Genomic DNA, 21529 nt, shown 5'->3' with positions numbered 1-21529 from the left:
GGCCGACAGCAAGCGAGGTGCGGGAGCCATGGAACAGTTCGGCCAGTACGTCGCGACCGAGCCGGTCGGTGCCGAGCGGCAGCGACCAATCCTGGAATGGCGGCAGCAGCGCGGGGCCGGCAATCGCTTGCGGGTCCCCGGGAAACAGCAGCGAGGCCGACAGCGCCATGGCAAACAGCACCGTCAAAAGAATAGTGCCGGCAACCGCTTCGGGCGTGCGCAAGAAACGGCGCAGACGGTTCATGCGCCCGCCTCACTGGCGCCGACGCGCGCGTCGAGGAAGGCATAGGCGATGTCGACAAGAAGGTTGATGAGGATGACCAGCACGGCGCTTGTGAGGATGATGCCAAGCAGCAAGGGGGTGTCGCGCGCGGCCACCGCTTCCTGCGCCAGCCGGCCGAGGCCGGGCACGGCAAAGACGCTCTCGATGACGACGCTGCCCCCCAGCATCTGCGCCGATTGCAGGCCGAGCATGGTGACCAGCGGCAGCAGTGCGTTGCGGGCGACATGCACGAGCACGATGCGGCGGCGCGATAGCCCCCTGGCGCGGGCGGCCAACACAAAATCCTGGCGCCAGACCTCGGCCATGCCGGCGCGCATCATGCGCAGATAGAGTGCCAGATAGATGAAGCCGAGTGCGGAAACCGGCAGCACCAGATGGATGGCGATGTCGGCGGCGCGGTCGAGACCGGTCTTGTCCGAGGCCAGCGTCTCGACGCCGCCGATCGGCAGCCAGCGCAGGTCGACGGCGAAGATTACGATCAGCACCAGGCCGAGCCAGAAGCCGGGCACCGCGTAGAGCGCCAGCGAGGCGACGGAGAGAAAACGGTCACGCAAACCGCCGGGCCTTGCGCCGGCATAGATGCCGAGCGTCGAGCCGAGGCCGAAGGAGAGCGCGGTGGCGCTGACCATCAGGATGAGCGTGGTCGGCAGGCGCTCGAGGATGACGTCGCGGATCGGCCTGGAGAAGGTGACGGACTGGCCGAGGTCGAGATGCAGCAATGCCCAGAGATAGTTGGCGAGCCGCGTCAACTCCGACTGGTCAAGGCCCCAGCGGTGGCGCAAGAGCTCGATCATGCCGGCATCGCCGCCGGTCGAGACGATGTAGGCGTCGACTGCATCACCCGGGGCGGCTTCGAGCAAAAGGAAAGTGCCGATGACGACGATCAGCAGTACGAAAATGCTGCCGACGAGGCGACGGCGGAGGAGGACCAGGGCACGGGTCATGCGCGCGTCGGAGGTTTGGCGCGGGGCTGCCTACGAGAAATGCCGAGCCAAGGCGTCCCCCTCTGTCCTGCCGGACATCTCCCCCTCAAGGGGGGAGATTGGATGTCATCGGCCTCGGTGCCAATCGCAAATGTCGCAGAAAAAAGGGGTGGTGCTAGGGCAAGCCAATCTCCCCCCTTGAGGGGGAGATGTCCGGCAGGACAGAGGGGGGTATCGTAGGGCTCGACCTCCGTCATTGCGCCTACGAATTTTTCGCCGCGAATTCTCATCCGGGTGAGTGTGTCACGATTCCAAATACGTGTCCGCCCAGTTCGAAACCGCCCAGCGCGGGTTGTTGGCGATGTTGCCGACCTTGTCACTAGCGACGCTGATGAAGCTCCATTCGGCGACGTTGATCAGCGGCAGGTCGGCCGCGACCTGCTTCTGGAATTCCTTATAGAGGTCGGTGCGCGCCGTGGTGTCGAGCGTTTCGGAGGCCTTGGTGATCAGCGCGTCGAGCGCGTCGTTCTTGTAGCCGCCTTGGTTGGAGAACGGCACGCCATCGGGAATGCCGCTCTGCACCAGGATGGTGGTCGAGATGGCCGGATCGCCCCGGAAGACCGGCGGGCCGACCGCGAGGTCGAAGGCGTGGTCGGTGTAGACCGCCTTGATGTGCGCCGCCGAGTCGTTGTTGACCAGCTGCGCGTCGATGCCTATTGCCGCGAGCGCTTGGCGCAAATAATCGCCGAACTGTTTTGTCTCGTTGAAATAAGGGGCCGGCAAGAGCTTGAGCGAGAAGCGGTTGCCGTCAGCGCCTTTCTTGTAACCGGCTTCGTCGAGCAGCGCGTTGGCCTTGGCGACGTCGAAGGCGTAGGTCGGCACGTCGGCGGTGTAGAATTGCGGATCGTTCTTCGGCACCGGGCCGGTGGCGGTGGCAGCATAGCCGAGGAACACCGTCTTGACGACGAAATCCTTGTCGATGGCATGCGCGATGGCCTGGCGCACCTTGATGTCGGCCAGTTCCTTGCGGCGATGGTTGATTTCGACCACGAGTTGGTAGGTCAGGCCCTCATAACCCTTGGTGATGACCTTCAGGCCGGGAACCTTAGAGATGCGGTCGAGGTCGGCCAGTGGCACGGCGGAGAAAGCCGCGAGCTGGATTTCCTCGGCCTCGATCGCGGCAGCGGCCGAGGTACGGTCGGGCAGGACCTGATAAATGATCTCGTCGAGATAGGGCTCGTCCTTGCCCCAGTAATCGGTGTTCTTCGTCAGCCGGTAATACTGGCCGGCCTTGTACTCGCCGAACTTGAACGGCCCGGTGCCGATGGGTGCGTTGTTGGCCGGGTTGTCCTCGATCTTGCCGACTTCGTAGACGTGCTTCGGCACGACGCTCGACAGTGCCGGCAAGGCGTTTCGGATCAGCTGGAACGGCGTCGGCTTGGCGAATTTGAACACTGCGGTCAGATCGTCTGGTGTGTCGACCGCGCTGAGGTCCTTGAACACCGTGCGGCCGAGATTCTGCAGCGGCTTCCAGATCTGCAGCGCCGAGAAGGCGACGTCGGCCGAGGTGAACGGCTTGCCGTCATGCCATTTGACTCCTTCGCGCAGCTTGAACGTCGCCGACAACCCGTCGGCGGCCCCTTCCCAGCTCATCGCCAGCCGAGGTGCAAGCCCATCCTTGCTATCGAAGGAGGCTTCGGCCAGCGTCTCGACGATCTTGCTGGAGATGAAGAAAACACCGTTGGAGGCGACGATCGCCGGATTGAGGTTGCGTGGCTCGGAATCGGCGGCAAGCACGAGCCGGCCGCCCTTCCTCGGCGTCTGCGCCCAGCCCAGTGCCGGCATCGCCGTGGAGGCCAGCAGCATTGCCGAGCCGGTAAGCATGGTGCGTCTGGAAATGGTGAAACCTGACATGATCGAACTCCGTCCTCTCCGCGACCGGGCGCGACAACACCCCTCGAACGCCGGCGCGTGCATCGGCATCCTGCGGCGGGATTATGAGCCTTGCCGAGGGTTTCGCCAGAGACGGAATTGGCGCATCCTTGCTTGGCTTTGAAATTTTCGTCCGCTGGACCAGTTAGCACAAGTCCATTCAATTCGGCTGGCTGGTAGGACCAGATCCGCGGATATATGGACAAATGACGCTTGGTGACCGTCCGGGCGTTGCGTCGTAAACATTCTGGCTAGACCACAGTGGGAACAATGGTGCAGATTTGATCGCGAGCCGGTGGATCGAGTGCGAAACAGCACCGATCCCGGGCAATTCAGGGAGAGAGTGATGAACATTGCGCCGGGCAAGAGTGCCGTCAGCAATATCCCGTTCGACCAGGCCAGGGTCGACCGGCTGATGGAGGAGGCCGGCATCGACGTGCTGCTTGCGACCTCCAAGCACAACACGCAATATCTGTTGGGCGGCTACAAGTTCATCTTCTTCGCCGCCATGGATGCGATCGGCCACAGCCGCTACCTGCCCATCGTCGTCTACGAGAAGGGCGGGCCGGACCATGCGGCCTATATCGGCAACCGCATGGAGGGCGGCGAGCACCAGAACCATCCGTTCTGGACGCCGACGCTGCATGCCGCCTGCTGGGGCACGCTCGATGCCGCCAATCTCGCAGTCGAGCATATCAGAAAGATCGGCAAGGACGGTGCCCGCATCGGCATCGAACCCGGCTTCCTGCCGTCGGACGCCTATGCGCTGATCCGCAAGGCATTGCCCGACGCGAAATTGATCGACGCGACCGACATGCTGGAACGCATGCGCGCCATCAAGACGGACGCCGAGCTCGAAAAGCTGCGCACCGCCTCCGAACTGATCACCGATTCCATGCTGGCGACCATCGCCTGTGCGCACGAGGGCACGACCAAGAGCGAGATGATCGAGCAGCTCCGGCGCGAGGAGACCAATCGCGGCGCGCATTTCGAATATTGCCTGCTTACGCTGGGCTCCAGCCACAACCGCGCTTCGTCAAGCCAGGCGTGGAAGAACGGCGAGGTGCTGTCGATCGATTCCGGCGGCAATTATCACGGCTATATCGGCGACCTCTGCAGGATGGGCATTCTGGGCGAACCCGATGCCGAGTTGGAGGATCTGCTGGCCGAGGTCGAGACCGTGCAGCAGGCGGCCTTCTCGAAGGTGAGGGCAGGTGTGCTTGGCGGCGACATAATTGCTCACGCCGACGGCGTGCTGAAGACATCCAAGGTCGCGCCCTACACGGATTTCTTCGCCCACGGCATGGGCCTGATCACGCATGAGGCGCCGTTCCTGATGACCAACCATCCGGTGACTTATGAAGGCACTTATGCCGCCAAGCCGCTGGAGAAAAACATGGTGCTGTCGGTGGAGACTACCATGCTTCACCCGACGCGCGGCTTCATCAAGCTGGAGGACACGCTTGCCGTGACCGAGAGTGGTTATGTGATGTTCGGGGATCGGGGCAGGGGCTGGAACAGGGGTGGTACGGCCTGATTCTCCCCGTCACTATACGGGGAGAAATGTCCGGCAGGACAATGAGCTGCGGCGCCGCCTCGAGCAGATCATCACTGTCCCGCCGGGATCAGCCTGAAATCCGGCAATTCACGCAACCCAAGCTCCGGTCCCGCCGGCGAATAAACCACGAAGAGCTGCATCGGCCCGTCGCCGGTGTTGAGCGTCGAGTGGAACCGGCTTTCCGGCACGTAGATGGTGCAGCCGGGGCCGACATTCTCGACCACCGGATTGCCCTTCTCGTCCTCGACCATCTGTTCGCCATGGCCCGAGATGACGAAGATGATTTCCTCGGCGCCCGGATGATTGTGGCGGGTATGGCCCTTGCCCGAGGGCAAGTCGACGACGCCGCCGGAAAAGCGGGTCGCGCCATTCACTTCTGGCGCAACGGTCAGGGACAATTTCCCCCAGTCGAAACCGAAGGCGCTGACGTCCTTCGGGTAGACAAACACCTTGCTCTTGTCGGCCATCTCTCATCATCCCTTCTTTTTCTTGGCGGTCTTCTCGCCGCCGAGCGCCTTGAAATCCGCCGTCTGCCTGGCGATCGCGGCTTCCGCGGGCAGCCGTTCCATCGAGCTCGCGCCATAAAAGCCGTGCAGGCCTTTGGCATGGGAGAGGATGTAGCGCGCATCGTCGGGCATTGAGATTGGGCCGCCATGGCAAAGCAGGATGACATCCTTGCGTACCGAGCGCGCGGCCTCGGCAATGGCGTCGATGGCAACGACGCAGTCGTCGAGCGACTTGGCCGAGGTGGCGCCGATCGAGCCGCCAGTCGTCACACCCATATGGGCAACGACGATGTCGGCTCCGGCCTTGGCCATGGCGCGAGCTTCTTCGGGGGTGAAGACATAGGGCGTGGTCAAGAGATCGAGCTTGTGCGCCTCGGCGATCATGTCGACCTCGAGGCCGAAGCCCATGCCGGTCTCCTCGAAGCTCTGCCGCATGGTGCCGTCGAAGAGACCGATAGTCGGGAAATTCTGCACGCCGGAAAAGCCCATCGTCTTCAGTTCCGCCAGCAGCAGCGGCATGATGACGAAGGGATCGGTGCCGTTGACGCCGGCCAGCACGGGCGTGCGCCTGACCACCGGCAAGACCTCATAGGCCATCTCCTTGACGATCTCGTTGGCATTGCCATAGGCGAGCAGGCCCGCGGCCGAACCGCGTCCGGCCATGCGGTAGCGGCCGGAATTGTAGATGATGATGAGGTCGATGCCGCCGGCTTCCTCTGCCTTGGCCGACAGGCCGGTGCCGGCACCGCCGCCGACGATCGGCACGCCCTTGTCGATCATTCCCCGGAATTTCTTCAATATGTCCTTGCGCGGTATGGCTGGCATGTCTGGGTCTCACTGTCTGGCGATATCGAGAAAGGCAGCGACCGCGGCCCTGGCGAATTCGGGATCGTTGATGTGCAGCGGCAGGCGGGTGACGCGGCGCGTCGCACCTGGCCTGATGGTGCGCTCGATGGCGTCGAACAGGACGGCATCGGCTTCCGGATCGAAGAAGGCGCCGCCTTCGATATCGAGTGCGGAGACGCCTTTTTCCGGGATCAGGAAATGCACTGGACCTTCGCAATGGGCGAGCCTGGTGCCGATCCATTCGCCGATCGCGCGGCATTCCTGTGCGGTCGTGCGCATCAGGGTGACGTTCGGGTTGTGCTCATAGAACAACCGGCCGCGATAGCGCTCCGGAATGGTCGAAGGCGCCCAGAAGTTGACCATGTCGAGCGCGCCCACCGAACCGACATAGGGCAGGCCGGTGCGGGCGATGGCACCGAAACGATCCTGCGTCGCCGGCAGCACGCCATTGAACAGCAGGTCGCAGACCTCCGTCGTGGTGATGTCGATGACACCCGACAGCAGGCTGCTGTCGGCCAATTTCTCCATGCTGCGGCCGCCGGTGCCGGTGGCATGGAAGACGATGCAGTCGTAGATGTCGCGCAATTGATCGGCGATTGCGGTCACGCAAGGCGTGGTGACGCCGAACATGGTGAGGCCGATCGATGCTTTGCCGTCCGCTGCCGGCGCCGGATTGCCTGCCATGCCCGCTATCGCCTGGGCGGCGTTGTGCAGGACGACACGAGACAGCCGGTTGAGGCCAGCCATGTCGGTCACCGACGGCATCATGATGATGTCGGATATGTCCACATAGGGAGCGGTGTCGCCCGAAGCGAGCGTCGAGACCATGATCTTGGGCAGGCCGAGCGGCAGCGCGCGCATGCCCGCGGTGACGATCGAGGTGCCGCCACCACCGCCAATGCCGACCACACCTGATATGTCGGTGCACGACTGGACAAAGCGCGTGAATGCCCCAGCCATCGCCGCAACCGATCTGCCGCGGTCGTCGATGCCGAGCACCGCACCGCGGCCATCGGGATGACAGGCGGCGACCTCCTCAGCCGAGACGTCGACCGGCACGGTCGCGCCTCGCGTGCCGATATCGACACGGCAAACGACGGCGCCCGTGGCTGCGATCGCATCCGCGAGGAAGCCGAGTTCCTCGCCCTTGGTATCGGCCGTGCCCACCACATAGACGCGCTTCATCTGCGCCCCCCTGTGCTGGATGGCCCAAAGGTGGTGGTGCTCAGCAGATGAAAGCTTTGTGCGCCATAAAGCGTCAACATAGCCACTCCGGGATAAGGGGCTGCCATTGCAATTTTTTGAGACGCGCGTATCGTATTGGTATGAATGTCTCACGTCAACAACCCGCAACGAACGAAGACACCGGTGAGAGAGCCGAACGCGGACCCCGCGTGCGTACGAAACGGCTGATGCTGGAGACGGCGACAAGGCTGATGCAGGCGGGGGCGACGCCCTCGGTCAGCGAGGTGGCGGAGGCGGCCGAGGTTTCCCGCGCCACCGCCTATCGCTATTTCCCGAGCCAGGCAGCCTTGGTGCAGGCGGTCGTCGACGAGGGGCTCGGGCCGATCCTCACTTGGAAATCCACCGCCGCCGATGCCGAGCGCCGGGTCGCAGACCTGTTCGATACGGCCATGCCGCGCATCGAGGCCTTCGAGGCGACGTTCAAGGCAGCGTTGAAGCTGTCGCTCGATCAATGGGCGCGACGCCAGGCGGGTACGCTGGGCGGCGAGCCTGCCTTCACGCGCGGCCATCGCGTCGAATTGCTGAAAGAGGCGCTCGCGCCGCTCAAGGGCCGCTTGCCGCCGCGCGATTTCAAGCGGCTGGCGCAGGCGCTGTCGCTCATCTTCGGCGTGGAGGTGCTGATCGTGCTCAAGGATATATGGGGGCTGGACAGCCGCCGGACGATGTCGGTCGCGCAATGGGCGGCGAGTGCGTTGGTGCGCGCGGCGATCGCGGAGTCGGCCACCGATACGGCTGGGATGACGCTGGCGACGACATAGGAATAGCGCTAATCTGGTTCTACCAGATTGGCGCGTCGACCACTGATAATACCCGCAATGCAAAAGTCCGCACAAGGCCAAAGCATATCAATGAGTAGGAAAATACAGAGAAAACAGCTGGATAAGTCTGAAATTCGACGGCTTTGGCAGGCATTGTTGCGCAAGAAAGGGCTTGACGGGCATTCATAATTGGTAATACCAGATTTGGAAAGAAAAGCGGATCGAAAGTGAGGGCTGCGACCCATTTCCGGACAGAGCGAGGAGGCTCCGAATTTCGGAAAGCGCGACCACCGGAGGAACTACCAGGGCCAGCTCCGTAGCCGGCTCGCAAGACAAGGAAGAATGCGCACAAGGGAGGAAATCATTATGCGCAAGTTAGTGACCAGCGTGCTTGCTGGTATAGGCTTAACGCTTGCCTGCGGAACATCCGTCTACGCGCAGGAAAAGTCGCTCACCATCTTCTGGGCGGAGTGGGATCCGGCCAATTACCTGCAGGAACTCGGCAACGAGTACGAGAAGGAAACCGGCGTCAAGATCACGGTGGAGACCACGCCCTGGTCCGACTTCCAGACCAAGGCCTTCACCGAGTTCAACGCCCATGGCGACGCCTATGACCTGGTCGTTGGCGACTCGCAGTGGCTCGGCGCCGGCTCCACCGGCGGCCACTATGTCGACCTGACCGACTTCTTCAAGAAGCATGATCTTGGCAACGTCATGGCACCGGCGACGGTGAAATACTATGCCGAGTATCCCGGCAACAGCGGCAAATACTGGGCGATCCCGCTCGAGGGCGATGCCGTCGGCTGGTCCTATCGCAAGGACTGGTTCGAGGATCCGAAGGAGAAGGAAGCCTTCAAGGCCAAGTACGGCTACGACCTCGACGTGCCGAAGGACTTCAAGGCGCTGCGCGACATCGCCGAGTTCTTCCACCGGCCGGATCAGAAGAGATACGGCATCGCCATCTACACCGACAATTCCTACGACGCGATGGCGATGGGCTTCGAGAACGCGCTGTTCTCCTATGGCGGTGAGTTGGGCGACTACACGACCTACAAGGTCGATGGTCACATCAACTCCGACAAGGCGGTGGCCGCGCTCGATGCCTATAAGGAACTCTACAAGTTCACGCCTCCGGGCTGGGCCAAATCGTTCTTCGTCGAGGACAACCAGGCAATCACGGAAAACCTGGCCGCGATGAGCATGAACTTCTTCGCGTTCTTCCCCTCGCTGATCAACGAAGCGTCGAACCCGAATGCCAAGAACACCGGCTTCTTCGCCAACCCTCCCGGTCCCAATGGCGACCAGTTCGCCGCGCTCGGCGGGCAAGGCATCTCCGTCATCTCGTACTCGCAGAAGCAGGAAGAGGCGATGAAGTTCCTCGAATGGTTCATCAAGGACGAGACCCAGAAGAAGTGGGCGGCCCTTGGCGGCTATACCTGCAGCCAGGCAGTGCTCAAGTCGCCTGAGTTCCAGAACGCCACGCCCTACAACAAGGCCTTCTACGAGACCATGTTCAAGGTGAAGGACTTCTGGGCGGTGCCGGAATATGCCGAACTGCTGCAGCAGCTGAACCAGCGCGTCTATCCCTACATAATCGGCGGCAGTGGCACCGCCAAGGAAACGCTGGACGCCTTGGCTGGAGACTGGAATGCGACCTTCAAGAAATACGGCCGCGGCCAATAATCATTCATGTCCCGCGGAGGGGGCGGTGTCGCCTCCTCCGTTTCTTTTTCTTGAACCGGGAGCAGGGTCTTGGCGACCACGATGATCACCACCCTCGACAGATCCTCGCGTGCCGCGGCGCGCGGCCTGAGCGATATTTCCATCCGCAATCTCTTCATCATCCCGACGGTTCTGTTCCTGATCGTCTTCAACATTTTTCCGCTGATCTATTCGCTCGGCTATTCCTTCACCGACTTCCGCGCGTCGACCAACGCGCCGGCGAATTTCGTCGGGCTGCAGAACTATCGCGACCTGCTCAACGACCCCTATGTCTGGTCGAACTTCGCCATCACGGCGAAATACGTGATTGTCTCGGTCGTCGGACAGCTGCTCGTCGGCTTCGGCGTGGCGATGCTGCTCAACCGGGATATTCCGCTCAAGGGTCTTATCACCACGCTGCTGCTGCTGCCGATGATGCTGTCGATGGCGGTCGTCGGGCTGTTCTGGAAATTGCTTTACGACCCGTCATGGGGGGTCATCAACTATGCGCTCGGGCTCGGCAATTTCGAGTGGCTGGCCGACCCCAAGATGGCGCTTTACGCCGTCGCGCTGACCGACATCTGGATGTGGTCACCCTTCGTCATGCTGCTGTCGCTGGCCGGCCTGTCGGCGGTGCCGAAGCATCTCTACGAAGCCGCCGCGATCGACCGCGCCGGGCCGTTCTACACCTTCTTCCGTATCACGCTGCCGCTGGTCGCGCCGATCCTGATGATCGCGGTCATTTTCCGCACCATGGAAGCGTTCAAGACCTTCGACCTTGCCTACATCCTGACCAGCCAGCCGACGGCCGAGCTCATCTCGATCCGGCTCTACAAGATGGCGTTCCAGGAATGGCAGACCGGGCGCTCCTGCGCGATGGCCTACATCGTGCTGATCATGGTGCTGGCGATCACCAACATCTACGTCAAATACCTCAACAAGGTGAAGGAGCGCTGAGATGGCCGCCGTCCGCACTTCTTCCGAGATCACCTTCAACCGCGTCGCCATCGTCGCCGTGCTGCTGGTGACGATAATATTCCTGGCGCCGATCTACTGGATCGCATCAACGGCGTTCAAGCCGCGCAATCTTGCCACGACCATTCCGCCGACCGTCGTCTTTCAGCCAGAGATATCGCCCTTCGTGAAGCTGTTCACCAAGCGATCTCAATTGCGCAGTCCGCCGTCGCCGGAAGAGTACGCGGCGGCCCCATGGTGGGAGCGCGTCGTCTTCGACGGTGGCGAAAAGATCGTGCGCGACGGCAAGGGCCAGGTGCAGTGGTCCGGCTATCCGAGCCGCTTTCTGAACTCGCTGATCATCGCCATCACATCGACGGTGCTGGCGGTCGGTATGGGCACGTTCACCGCTTATGGGTTCTCGCGCTTCAAGGTGAAGGGAGAGGCGGATCTGCTCTTCTTCATCCTGTCGACACGCATGTTGCCGCCCGTGGTGGTGGCGATCCCGATGTTCCTGATGTACCGCGCGGTCGGCCTCAACGATACCCACATCGGGCTGATCATCCTCTACACCGCCTTCAACCTGTCCTTCTCGGTGTGGCTGATGAAGGGTTTCATGGATGAAATCCCGAAGGAATATGAGGAGGCGGCACTGGTCGACGGTTACACCCGCATGGAAGCCTTCTTCAAGATCGTGCTGCCGGAGGCCGCCACCGGCATCGCCGCCACCGCCGTCTTCTGCTTCATCACGGCGTGGAACGAATATGCCTTCGCGCTGATCATGACCAACCGCCGCGCCCAGACCGCGCCGCCGTTCATTCCCAGCCAGGTCGGCTCCGGCCTGCCGGACTGGACGGTGATCGCCGCCGGAACCTTCCTGTTCCTGCTGCCGGTCGCCATCTTCACCTTCCTGCTCCGCAATCATCTCTTGCGCGGCATGTCCTTCGGAGCAATCCGCAAATGAGCTTTCGCGCCATCAATCAGAAATATCTGGAACCGGGTTCGCAAATACTCATGGTGCTCGGCATCGTGGCCCTCTGCCAGCCCTGGAACATGCTGCTGCACGCCTATGGCCTGACCATCATACTGGTCGGGCTGATCGGCTTCAACATCACCTCGAAGATCGCGCCCGAGGAACAGGCCGGCACCGGCCATGACGCGGATGCGCGAAATCCGGGAGCACAGCATTGACCCAGATCGAGCTTCGCGGCGTCCAGAAATTCTTCGGTGCCGTCCAGGTCATCAAGGACCTCAACCTCAAGATCGCGGACAATGAGTTCATCGTGCTGCTCGGCCAGTCCGGCTGCGGCAAGACGACGACGTTGCGCGCCATCGCCGGGCTGGAAACCATCGACGAGGGGGATATCCTCATCGACGGCAAACCGGTCCAACATTTGAAGGCGGCCGACCGCGATATCGCCATGGTGTTCCAGTCGTTTTCGCTCTACCCGCATATGAGCGTCTACGAGAACATCGCCTTTCCACTCCGCGCCACGCGCAAGAGCAAAAGCGAGATCGATCAGGAAGTACGTTCGGTCGCCAAAACGCTGCAAATCCTGGACCTGTTGGCCAAGAAACCGTCGGCGCTCTCAGGCGGCGACATGCAGCGCGTCGCCATCGGCCGGGCGCTGGTGCGGCGGCCGAAGGCGATGCTGATGGATGAGCCGATCGGTGCGCTCGACGCCAAGCTGCGCGAGGAGATGCGGGCCGAGATCAAGCGGCTGCACATCAAGCAGGGCTCGACCACCATCTATGTCACGCACGATCAGATCGAGGCGATGAGCCTGGCCGACCGCATCGTCATCATGCATGAGGGGGTGCTGCAGCAGGTGGGGACGCCCGACGAGGTCTATTCGCGTCCGGCCAACCTGTTCGTGGCGCAATTCGTCGGTAGCCCGGTGATGAACGTCGCCGACGCGGCGGTCGCCGAGACGGCGTCTTCCGTTTCGGTCTCGGTCGGTGGAGCGGCTTCCGGCTTCGAGTTTCCCCGCACATTGCTGTCGAAGCTCAATGGCCATACCGGTGGCAGCCTGGCGCTCGGCATTCGGCCCGAAGGGGTGCTCATTCGCCGTGACGCGGCCGATGGCTTCATGGCCGTCGAGACGCAGATCGTCGAACCGCTCGGCTCCTTCGACATCGTCGACCTCAAGGTCGGCTCCAAGATGCTGCGTGCCCGCACCAAGAGCGGCTACATTTCAGGCCCCGGCGAAAAGGTCTTTGCCAGGATCGATCCGACGCAGGCGCATTTCTTCGACAAGGCAAGCGGCAAGTCGCTTGAGGTGAGGCTCTGATGGCCCATATTCAGCTCAAGAACATTTCCAAGAGTTTCGGCAACCACACGGCCTTGACCGGACTGGACCTCGACATCGCCGATGGCGAATTCTTTGTCCTGCTCGGCGAAACGGGTGCCGGCAAGACGACGACGCTGCGGCTGATCGCCGGCCTGGAGAAGCCGAGCGAGGGGCAGGTCTTCATCGACGGGGTCGACGTTGCCGACTGGGGCGCGGCCGAGCGCGACGTGGCGCTGGTGCTGCAGCAATACTCGCTTTATCCGCGTTACACGGTGCGCGAGAATCTCGAATTTCCGCTGAAACCGAAGATCCGCCGTCTGCCGGACGCCGAGATCAAGGACCGCGTCGACCGCGCCGCCCGCACGCTGCGGATCGAGCACCTGCTCGACCGCAAGACCGACCGGCTATCCGGCGGCGAGATGCAGCGCGTCTCCATCGGCCGCGCCATCGTGCGCAAGCCGCGCGTGTTCCTAATGGACGAGCCGCTGTCGGCGCTCGACGCCAAATTGCGCGAGGCGCTGCGCACCGAGTTGAAGAACCTGCAGATACAGCTCGGCGCCACCTTCCTGTTCGTGACCCACGACCAGATCGAGGCGATGTCCATGGGCGACAAAGTCGGCGTGCTCAACCACGGCCGCATCATCCAGACCGGCACGCCGCACGAGATCTACAACAACCCGCGCGACACTTATGTGGCGAGCTTCGTCGGCTCGCCGCCGATGAACCTGATCGACGGCAGGCTGGTGAACGGCCGTGCGGTGATGGCGCCGTTGAATTTCGAATTGCCCTTTGCGGGGGCGGCCAAAATCTTTGCGGGGGCTGGGGCGAGTGGGGCGACCGACGGTCGCCCGCTCGTCTTCGGCATCCGTCCGGAGGATGTCTATCTGGAAAGCGGCGCACCGGTCGAGGCGCGTGTCCACGACGTCGAGAACCATGGCGTGGAAAAGATCCTGACGCTGCGGGTCGGCGATACGACACTGCGCGCCACCGTGCCGGCCAGGACCGATGTCGCGATCGAGCAACCGGTGCGCTTTGCCTGGAACCCGGACAAGGTGGTGCTGTTCGACAAGGGCAGTGGGGTCAGCTTGCGGCACGCGTCATAGGGCGCGGCTATTTTGGCAGGTAGGTCTCGTATGGCGTGTCGTTGATCAACAGGATCACGCATTCCGTCTGCGAGAGGCAGCCGTCGTCATGCATCTCATTGGCCTTTTGCGTCCAGTAGGAACCAGGCGGCAGTTCGACCTTGGTCGCCTCACCGCCTTCCATCTGCCAGTGCGCCCACAGACCCTGGATGACTACGGCGCGATAGTCGGCGGTGTGCGCGTGAACAGGAGCGCGCCAGTTGCCCGGGACTTTCAGCAAGGTGCCGGCAGGGCCCTTGGCCCTTTCGCCCCACAGCGGTCCCAGGCGCTGCGGCTGGTCCGGCGCCTCGGCGACGTAAGGGATCTTGCCTGCCTGCACATAGCTGTCCTCGAGGGCAAAGGCGCGTCCGGGAATGACCGACAGGACACCAAGCGCCAGCAGTGCGAAATGATTGGCCATGGGATTTCCTCCACGGACCAGATTATCCGCCGGAAGCTGGCCGGCAATGACGCCGCGTCCAAAAGACCTGGCAATTCCTCCAGCCGGGAAGGATTGGAGCGATTTGTCGTCCTGACGTCAGGACGGGTCGTCGCCGGCATGGCGCAGATGGCTCGGCGCCACGCCCATCACCCGCTTGAAGGCGCGGCTGAAGGATGCTTCCGAATCATAACCCAGTTTCGCCGCCGCCACCGATACCCTCATGCCATCCCGGGCCAACCACTGCCTGGCCTGGTGCATGCGCACGCGCAGCACATATTTGGCCGGCGTCTCTCCGACCACTGTGGCGAAGCGCTGGGCAAAGGCGGAGCGCGAGGCTCCCATCATCCGCGCCAGCGCCTCGACGCTCCAATCGCGATCCGGCTGAAGGTGGATGGTTGCCAGCACTTTGCCGACGTCGGGATTGCGGACGGCGGCGATCCAGCCGGTGGCATCGCCACAGCCGTTCTCCACCCAGGAGCGGATGATCGTGGCAGCGAGCACATCGGCAAGGCGGGCAAGGATTCCGCCGGAGCCGACCCGGTCCATCGTCACCTCGCCGGCCATCGCGTCGAGCAGATGCTGAATACCCGGCGCGTTCGCCATCAGCTTATGCGCCTGCATCAGGTTTGGCATCATGTCGAGCAGCGGGTGCGAGCCGTCGAGATTGAAATGCATGCTGCCGCAAAACAGCAACGTCTTGGGCCCACCGCACTCGTTGGAGACGTCGTATATGTTCTCGCACACCGGTTCGATCGTGTAGCGGCCGATCGGCACCGGGGGCACGCCGGGCGCGCTGGCCAGGACATGCGCGTCGCCGCGCGGGATCAGAAGCGCGTCGCCTACGGAGAGTTCGATCCACTCCCTGGCCGGCGAGAACAGCCAGCAACCCTGCTGGCCGATGAAATGAAACCGCGCTGCCTTCTGTGCGGGGAAGGAAACGGCCCAGGGCTCGCCCAACACGCAGCGGCCATAGTCGACGCCGTCGAGCCGTAATCCGCGCAGCATGTCGGTCAGCGGATCGCCAGAAGTCGGCAGCGCCATTTTGGACGAATTGTAATTCATTCTGGTGTTTCTAGCATGGAAACCCCAACTCGTCACTCCCATGTTGCGCTGCAGTCAAATGCTGCGCTGCAAAATCCGAAGACCGGCCGCATAGCCAAGCGATGGCGGCGAGGCGTGTAACGGTAGCCCGAGCCGGTTCTTTTCTATGTGGCGCTGCAAACATCGGAGACTGACCATGGCCGAACCCGCGACAGGCGCCATTGACGCTGCACTTCTGAACCCCGCAGAATCCGATGAACGAACCGAGCCCGCATGGGGCGCCGTGGTCTCGCTCGCCCTTGGCGTTTTCGGTCTGGTCACCGCCGAATTCCTGCCCGCCAGCCTTTTGACGCCGATGGCGCGCGATCTGGGCGTAAGCGAAGGCGTGGCAGGGCAGGCGGCGACGGCAACCGCCATCGTCGGCGCCATCGCCGCCCCCACCATGGCCATCATCACAAGGCGCATGGACCGCAGGCTGGTGATGTGGATGCTGACGATGTTCCTCATCCTGTCCAATCTTCTCGCCACCTTTGCCTCGTCGCTGTCCGTGCTTCTGCTTGCCCGTGTCGTGCTCGGCGTGGCCCTTGGCGGCTTCTGGGCGATGTCGGCGGCCATGACGTTGCGGCTGGTGCCGATGCGGCTGATGCCGCGCGCCATGTCGATCATCCTGACCGGCGTGTCGCTTGCCACCGTTACCGCAGCTCCGGTCGGCGCCTATGTCGGCGACGTCTGGGGCTGGCGCACGGCCTTCATGATTGCGACGATCGTCGGGGCGCTGGCGCTGCTGGTGCAATTGGCCACCATTCCGAAGCTGCCGCCGGTGGGGGTCGCGAGCTTCCGCACCTTGCTCGAGGTGCTGGAGCGGCCGTCGATCAGGATTGCCCTGCTGGTCGTGCTGCTGGTCGCGTCCGGGCACTTTGCCGGCTTCACCTATGTCCGTCCCTTCCTCGAGAAGGTGCCGGTGCTCAACATCGAGACGATCTCGCTGGTGCTGCTGGCCTACGGCATAGGCGGTTTCTTCGGCAACATCGCCGGCGGCATCCTGGCCGAGCGCAACCTCAAGGCCGCGGTGGCCCTGGCGCCCCTGCTGATTGCATTGGCGGCCGCCTCGATGCTGATCCTTGGCACTTCGCCCATGGTCGCCGCCGCCGCCGTCGCGGCCTGGGGCTTTGCCTTCGGCGCGGTGCCGGTCGGGTTGCAGAGCTGGCTGGTGCGGGCAGCACCCGACCAGGCTGAAAGCGCCGGCGGCCTGATGGTCGCGACCTTCCAGGTGGCGATTGCGATGGGCGCCGTCTTTGGCGGTCTGCTGGTCGACTATGCCGGCGTCGCCAGCGCCTTTGCCTATTGCGGCGCGGCGACGTTGCTGGCTGCCGTCGTGGTGTTCCTGCGCGGTCCGAAGCAGGCCGAATAGTCTCTCCGAAAGGTCGCCCCTGGCAACGGCCCGAGAACCCTTACGGTTTTCGGGCCGCCGGTATTTTGAGGCAGCGGTGAACGAGTGGCGGGCGATGGGGGATACTGGGAAGCTTAGACTGCCCGCCCGTCGAAGTCGAAGATCGACAAGGCGGACGGGTCGAGACCGGTGACGCAATTGATGTTGACGTAAGCGCTGCGTTCGCCGCCTTCGCTGGTGTCCTCGGCAAAGGGATGGATGCCGCAGGTTCGGCAGAAGCGGTGCGCTATTCTCGCCTCGCCGAATGTGTAGCGGCCGAGGTCATCGCCCCAGGCGACGAGGGTAAGCCTGTCATGTGGCACGGCCCATAGCAGCGCACCCTTGCGGGCGCAGATCGAGCAATTGCAGCGCACGACACCCTCAAGCTCGCCCTCCACCTCGAACGCAACCTTGCCGCAATGGCAGCTGCCTTTGTACAGCATCAGTATCTTCCTATCGCTGGCAGGTGCAAAGGCATGCTGGCCGGGTTATCCCTTCGGCAGGCTTAGCGGCTGCTTGCCCTAAGGACGTTTCTATCCTGGCGGAGTCCGACATCGACATGCAATCAATCCGCGACCGTCTCGAAAACATCCTGTCACGTCTTGCCAATCGTACGGCCGACGAGAAGGTCTTCACGAAGCTCTATGCCGAAGCCGCGCGGGCCGCGGCTGATGCCAGCGACCACCGCAAAAGAGTGGGCGTGACGCTCGGCCCGCTCGACGGCACCATTGTCTCGATCAAGGATTTGTTCGATGTCGCCGGCGAGCCGACCACGGCCGGTTCCCTGATGCGCAGGACCGCCGCGCCTGCTATGCGCGACGCCACCATCGTCGGCAGGCTGCGCCAGGCCGGCACCGTCATTATCGGCAAGACTAACATGACCGAATTCGCCTTCACCGCGATCGGCGACAACATGCATTACGGCACGCCAGGCAATGCAAGGGATGCCAGGTGCATTCCCGGCGGTTCGTCATCCGGCGCCGGCGTGTCTGTGGGCGAGGGGACGAGCGAAATTTCGATCGGCTCCGACACCGGTGGTTCGATCCGCATTCCGGCGGCGCTCAATGGTGTCGTCGGTTTCAAGCCGACAGCGCGGCGCGTGCCGCTCTCCGGCGCCTTTCCGCTTTCGGGAACGTTGGACTCGGTCGGACCGCTCGCCCGAACCGTCCCGCAATGCGCCGCCGCCCACGCGGTGATGGCCGGCGAGGAGCCGAACGAGTTGGTGGCCATTCCACTGGCCGGGCTTCGGATCGGCATTCCGCGCGGCGTTCTCTTCGGCGACACGGAAGGCGAAATTGCCGCGGCCTTCGAGCATTGTCTTGGCAAGATCGAACAGGCTGGCGCACGCATCGCGGATCTGTCGATCGACGATATGATCGCGGATCTGCGCGCGGCCACCAAGCGCGGGTCGATCGCGGCGATGGAGGGCGCGGAAGTGCATGCCGACTGGCTGGCGACAGGCGCATCGGTGCCGGTGGATCCGCATGTCAGCGGGCCTCTGTCGCGCGCCGCACTGCTGCCGACGCCGGTTTATATCAGGGCGCTCCGCCGCCGTGCCGCGCTTACCGCCGCCATGGATGAGCGGCTGGCGTTGATCGATGTGCTGGCTTTGCCGACCACGCCGGTGACGGCGCCGACCATCGCTGCATTGGCCGAGGATGCCGAACTGCGTGATCGTATCGAAGGACTGCTTTTGCGCAACACGCAGGTCGCCAACCAATTCGACCTCTGCGCGATCTCGTTGCCGATGCCGGATGCATCGCTGCCAATGGGATTGATGCTCGTGGCGCGCAATGGCGATGACAGTCGTCTGCTGAGGATCGCCGCGTCGGTGGAGAGGCTGGTGGGTGGTTGATCGGCAGTGGCCGTAGATGACGGATCAGTGCGACGAACAGTGCTTGCGTTCGCCGTCCTTGGCGGTGCGCACGATGCGGGTCGCGACCAGCCAGGGCAAGCTGTAATCCTTGCCGGTGATGGTCTGCGTGCGCTGCTCGATTGCGCCCCTGACCACGATCTTTCCGCTATAAAGCACGTCGGACTGATCGGTTATCGCCTTGTCGGCCTGCGGCAATCCGCTGGTGTCGATCGACACACCCTTGATGATCGTGCCGGTGACGAGATCGAGCGCGCTGCTCGATGGACAGGGCGCCTTGAAGCAGCGCAGCCCGTTGTCGCAATAGACATAGCTGCTCTCGGCCGCACCGAGTGCCGGCAAGGTGCAGATGGAGGAAGTTGCGGCAATCAGAGATGCAAGGCGAAGACCGGACATGGCCTCAACGTCGCGGAGAATTGGGGCGAAACCGCGATGCTATATCTGCGCCGGAAACCGTCGCCGGTAGTGATCGACCACTTCCGGATTGCGCAGATTGACCGGCAGCTTGCCGGCCAGCACCAGCAAGACTTCGCTGGCCGCGCCGACGCCCATGCGCATCATCGATTCCTCGGTAATCCCCGCCATATGCGGGGTGATGACGACATTGTCGAAGCCGAAATAGGGATGATTTGGCGGCAGCGGCTGCGTCGAAAAGACATCGAGCGCGGCGCCGCCGATGCGGCGCTCCCGCAAGGCCTCGATCAACGCGTCATCATCGACGACCGGCCCGCGCGACACGTTGATCAGCAGTGCGTTGGGCTTCATGCGGGCGATACGTTCGCGGCTGATCAAGCCGCGTGTCTCCGGCGTCAGCGGGCAGCAGAGCACGATGATGTCGCTCTGCTCGACCAGCGCGTCGATCGACAGGAAGCCGACTTTTTCCGGCGCCGGCTGCATGCTGCGCGTCGTTGCCACCACTTTCAGGTCGAAGCCGTGCGCGGCGATGTGGCCGACGGCCTGCCCGACGGCGCCGAGACCAACAATGCCAATGGTCTTGCCGGCGAGTTCGATGTTGGAATTGGCATGCTCGCGTCCGGCAAGCCAGCCCTTGGCGCGCAGGTCGCGGTCGACCCTGCGGAACTGCCGCAGCAGTGCAAGCGCGGTGAACATGACATGTTCGGCAACCGAGCGGGCATTGACCGCCGGCACGTTGGCCACGAGCACGCCGGCTGCCGCGGCCGCTTCCATCGGGATCATGTCGAGCCCGGCGCCATGGCGGATCGCGGCCCTGAGCTTCCAGGCTCCCTCGAATAATGCCGGCGGCAGAGGCGCCCGCACGATGACGATATCGGCGTCCTTGGCCTCCCTGGTCAAGGTGCCGGCGTCGAGCGCGGAGGCAATGACGAGCTGACCGGCGCCGGCGAGCCTGGCCGTGGCGCGCGGGTGCAGCGGATGGGTCGACAGGATCTTGGGCATGGCCTGGGTCACGGTCAGGCCTTTTCGAGTGTCGCGCCCGCGGGCACAGCCGCCATGCCGCCCTCGATCAGGCCCTTCCAATAGCTTTCCGCGCCTTGGAGGTGGGCGCTCATCAACGCCTGGGCGAGATTGCCATCGCGGCGCAGCAGCGCCTCGTAGATCTGCACGTGCTCGGCATGCGAACGCAAGCTGCGTTCGAGGTCGTTGAAGTAGATCGGCAGGCGCTGCTCGCCCATCAGATAGTAGACGCTGCAGATGTTGTGGAAGACGCTGTTCTTGGTGGCGCGCACGATCTCCAGATGAAATTCGCGGTCCTCCTTGGCCAGGCCTTCGCCTGCGGCGATGCGGTCTTCCGATGCCCTGAGGATTTCGCGCAGGCGCTCGAAATTCTCCTCGGTGGCGCGCGAGCAGGCAAGCTCGGCGGCCTTGATCTCATGGATCTTGCGCAACTCGACCGTTTCATAAATCTGCAAGGGATCGAGCGGCAGGCCGGCGCGCGCGAACAGTGCCAGCGCCTCGACGCTTGCCTGCTTGGTGTCGATGTAGATGCCCGATTTGGCGCGGCGCTCGACAATGCGCATGGCTTCGAGGATGGCGAGCGCTTCGCGGATCTGGCCACGGCTGACGCCGAAATGCTCCGCCAGCTCGCGTTCCGACGGCGTGCGGCCGCTCTCCTTGTCCGAATGGGAGAACAGATAGGCGGCGAGTTCCGCGAGAAGGTTCTTTTCTTTCATCGTCAATTGCGTTGCGCGTGCGCCTCCAGGAATCGCTCCGAAACGGTGAATCCCAATCCGGGCTTTTCCGGGATCGCTATCATGCCGTCCCTTGCTTCGACAGTCTCTTCGATCAGATCGTGGATCATCGGGTTGGCGCCGAGCGAATATTCGACCGTGAAACTCGAAGGCGAGGCGGCGCAGACATGCAGCCCGGCGAAGAAGCATGGCGCACCGGCCCAAAGATGCGGCGCGAAGCGCAAATTGAAGGCGCTGGCGATGGTGCCGATCTTCATCGCCTCGCTGATGCCGCCGCAGAAGGCCGGGTCCGGCTGGAAGATGTCGGCGGCCTTGAGCACGGCGAGGTCGCGGAAGGCATAGCGCGTCGCCTCGCTCTCGCCGGTGGCGATCGGAACCGCGCCGGCGGTGCGCACTTCGGCCATGCCCGGCTTGTCGTCGGCGATCACAGGCTCCTCGAACCAGGCGAGATCGAGATC

At 63.2% G+C, this 21529-nt stretch carries 22 protein-coding genes and 1 pseudogene; 10 read left to right on the top strand and 13 right to left on the bottom strand.

The genetic code is table 11. The features are described 5' to 3' along the window. The 3 genes and pseudogenes from O7A61_RS21800 to O7A61_RS21790 all read right to left on the bottom strand — a co-directional run. Window positions 1–244: pseudogene (locus tag O7A61_RS21800) on the bottom strand (ABC transporter permease); the annotation flags it as partial. Then, window positions 241–1227 carry an ABC transporter permease gene (locus tag O7A61_RS21795; RefSeq protein WP_337131556.1) on the bottom strand — a complete coding sequence of 329 codons (987 nt, stop codon included), beginning with the start codon at window positions 1225–1227 and terminating at the stop codon, window positions 241–243. The pseudogene O7A61_RS21800 and the gene O7A61_RS21795, both read right to left, overlap by 4 nt. 282 nt (window positions 1228–1509) lie before the next feature. Beyond that, window positions 1510–3120, bottom strand: coding sequence for an ABC transporter substrate-binding protein (locus tag O7A61_RS21790; protein ID WP_337131555.1), 1611 nt, complete (start codon window positions 3118–3120; stop codon window positions 1510–1512). A gap of 364 nt (window positions 3121–3484) precedes the next feature. Here O7A61_RS21790 and O7A61_RS21785 point away from each other — a divergent pair, with 364 nt between their 5' ends. Continuing rightward, window positions 3485–4675, top strand: a complete 1191-nt coding sequence (locus tag O7A61_RS21785) for a Xaa-Pro peptidase family protein (RefSeq protein WP_337131553.1) — start codon at window positions 3485–3487, stop codon at window positions 4673–4675. A gap of 71 nt (window positions 4676–4746) precedes the next feature. On the opposite strand, the gene O7A61_RS21780 is transcribed toward O7A61_RS21785, so the two are convergent. From O7A61_RS21780 to O7A61_RS21770, 3 genes are read right to left on the bottom strand one after another with little or no spacing between them, the layout of a single operon-like run. Then, window positions 4747–5163 carry a cupin domain-containing protein gene (locus O7A61_RS21780; protein ID WP_027144631.1) on the bottom strand — a complete coding sequence of 139 codons (417 nt, stop codon included), beginning with the start codon at window positions 5161–5163 and terminating at the stop codon, window positions 4747–4749. 6 nt (window positions 5164–5169) lie between these two features. Then, entirely contained in the window at window positions 5170–6027 is an 858-nt protein-coding gene (locus O7A61_RS21775; RefSeq protein ID WP_027144632.1) for a phosphoenolpyruvate hydrolase family protein, read from the bottom strand. 9 nt (window positions 6028–6036) lie between these two features. After that, window positions 6037–7233 (bottom strand): Tm-1-like ATP-binding domain-containing protein, encoded by a 1197-nt coding sequence (locus O7A61_RS21770; protein WP_337105352.1) that lies wholly within the window; start codon window positions 7231–7233, stop codon window positions 6037–6039. 140 nt (window positions 7234–7373) lie between these two features. On the opposite strand from O7A61_RS21770, the gene O7A61_RS21765 reads away from it, so the two are divergent. The 7 genes from O7A61_RS21765 (at window position 7374) to O7A61_RS21735 (ending at window position 14100) form a co-directional block, all read left to right on the top strand. Next, window positions 7374–8051, top strand: a complete 678-nt coding sequence (locus O7A61_RS21765) for a TetR/AcrR family transcriptional regulator (protein WP_337131552.1) — start codon at window positions 7374–7376, stop codon at window positions 8049–8051. A gap of 366 nt (window positions 8052–8417) precedes the next feature. After that, complete coding sequence (locus tag O7A61_RS21760; protein ID WP_027144635.1) at window positions 8418–9734, top strand: ABC transporter substrate-binding protein; 1317 nt, start codon at window positions 8418–8420, stop codon at window positions 9732–9734. A gap of 69 nt (window positions 9735–9803) precedes the next feature. Further along, window positions 9804–10709 carry a carbohydrate ABC transporter permease gene (locus O7A61_RS21755; protein WP_015315632.1) on the top strand — a complete coding sequence of 302 codons (906 nt, stop codon included), beginning with the start codon at window positions 9804–9806 and terminating at the stop codon, window positions 10707–10709. A 1-nt stretch (window position 10710) separates the two neighbouring features. Beyond that, on the top strand, window positions 10711–11670 hold the full coding sequence (locus O7A61_RS21750) for a carbohydrate ABC transporter permease (RefSeq protein ID WP_027144637.1): 960 nt from the start codon (window positions 10711–10713) through the stop codon (window positions 11668–11670). Then, a complete protein-coding gene (locus tag O7A61_RS21745) occupies window positions 11667–11897 on the top strand; it encodes a hypothetical protein (RefSeq protein WP_337131551.1) in 231 nt (76 codons plus the stop codon). Before O7A61_RS21750 ends, O7A61_RS21745 begins: the two co-directional genes overlap by 4 nt. Next, entirely contained in the window at window positions 11894–12997 is a 1104-nt protein-coding gene (locus tag O7A61_RS21740) for an ABC transporter ATP-binding protein (protein WP_337131550.1), read from the top strand. Before O7A61_RS21745 ends, O7A61_RS21740 begins: the two co-directional genes overlap by 4 nt. After that, on the top strand, window positions 12997–14100 hold the full coding sequence (locus tag O7A61_RS21735) for an ABC transporter ATP-binding protein (protein WP_027144640.1): 1104 nt from the start codon (window positions 12997–12999) through the stop codon (window positions 14098–14100). Before O7A61_RS21740 ends, O7A61_RS21735 begins: the two co-directional genes overlap by 1 nt. Before the next feature lie 7 nt (window positions 14101–14107). Here O7A61_RS21735 and O7A61_RS21730 read toward each other — a convergent pair whose 3' ends face one another. Together O7A61_RS21730 and O7A61_RS21725 are read right to left on the bottom strand one after the other, a co-directional pair. Beyond that, window positions 14108–14539 (bottom strand): DUF4437 domain-containing protein, encoded by a 432-nt coding sequence (locus O7A61_RS21730; protein ID WP_337131549.1) that lies wholly within the window; start codon window positions 14537–14539, stop codon window positions 14108–14110. 117 nt (window positions 14540–14656) lie between these two features. Further along, entirely contained in the window at window positions 14657–15622 is a 966-nt protein-coding gene (locus tag O7A61_RS21725; protein ID WP_337131548.1) for an AraC family transcriptional regulator, read from the bottom strand. Between the two features lie 175 nt (window positions 15623–15797). Here O7A61_RS21725 and O7A61_RS21720 point away from each other — a divergent pair, with 175 nt between their 5' ends. Continuing rightward, window positions 15798–17012, top strand: a complete 1215-nt coding sequence (locus O7A61_RS21720; RefSeq protein WP_337131547.1) for an MFS transporter — start codon at window positions 15798–15800, stop codon at window positions 17010–17012. 113 nt (window positions 17013–17125) lie between these two features. Here the strand turns inward: O7A61_RS21720 and O7A61_RS21715 are convergent, their stop codons facing one another. Then, the gene (locus tag O7A61_RS21715) at window positions 17126–17473 is read right to left on the bottom strand and encodes a GFA family protein (RefSeq protein WP_337131545.1); all 348 of its coding nucleotides are present in this window, start codon (window positions 17471–17473) and stop codon (window positions 17126–17128) included. A 116-nt stretch (window positions 17474–17589) separates the two neighbouring features. Between O7A61_RS21715 and O7A61_RS21710 the strand changes: the two genes are divergently transcribed. Continuing rightward, on the top strand, window positions 17590–18885 hold the full coding sequence (locus O7A61_RS21710; RefSeq protein ID WP_337131544.1) for an amidase: 1296 nt from the start codon (window positions 17590–17592) through the stop codon (window positions 18883–18885). 24 nt (window positions 18886–18909) lie between these two features. Here O7A61_RS21710 and O7A61_RS21705 read toward each other — a convergent pair whose 3' ends face one another. The 4 genes from O7A61_RS21705 to O7A61_RS21690 form a co-directional block, all read right to left on the bottom strand. Then, complete coding sequence (locus tag O7A61_RS21705) at window positions 18910–19299, bottom strand: hypothetical protein (protein WP_337131543.1); 390 nt, start codon at window positions 19297–19299, stop codon at window positions 18910–18912. A gap of 39 nt (window positions 19300–19338) precedes the next feature. Further along, window positions 19339–20319, bottom strand: a complete 981-nt coding sequence (locus O7A61_RS21700) for a hydroxyacid dehydrogenase (protein ID WP_337131557.1) — start codon at window positions 20317–20319, stop codon at window positions 19339–19341. 14 nt (window positions 20320–20333) lie between these two features. Next, on the bottom strand, window positions 20334–21053 hold the full coding sequence (locus O7A61_RS21695; protein ID WP_337131542.1) for a FadR/GntR family transcriptional regulator: 720 nt from the start codon (window positions 21051–21053) through the stop codon (window positions 20334–20336). A gap of 2 nt (window positions 21054–21055) precedes the next feature. Further along, window positions 21056–21529, bottom strand: a 474-nt coding sequence (locus O7A61_RS21690) for an enolase C-terminal domain-like protein (protein WP_337131540.1), incomplete at its 5' end; no start/stop codon positions are given.

Origin of the sequence: Mesorhizobium sp. Cs1321R2N1 (genome assembly GCF_037179725.1) — a bacterium.
GTDB lineage: Bacteria > Pseudomonadota > Alphaproteobacteria > Rhizobiales > Rhizobiaceae > Mesorhizobium > Mesorhizobium salmacidum.
Note: the sequence above shows the minus strand (reverse complement) of the source record. Positions and strands in the feature narration are given on the sequence as shown.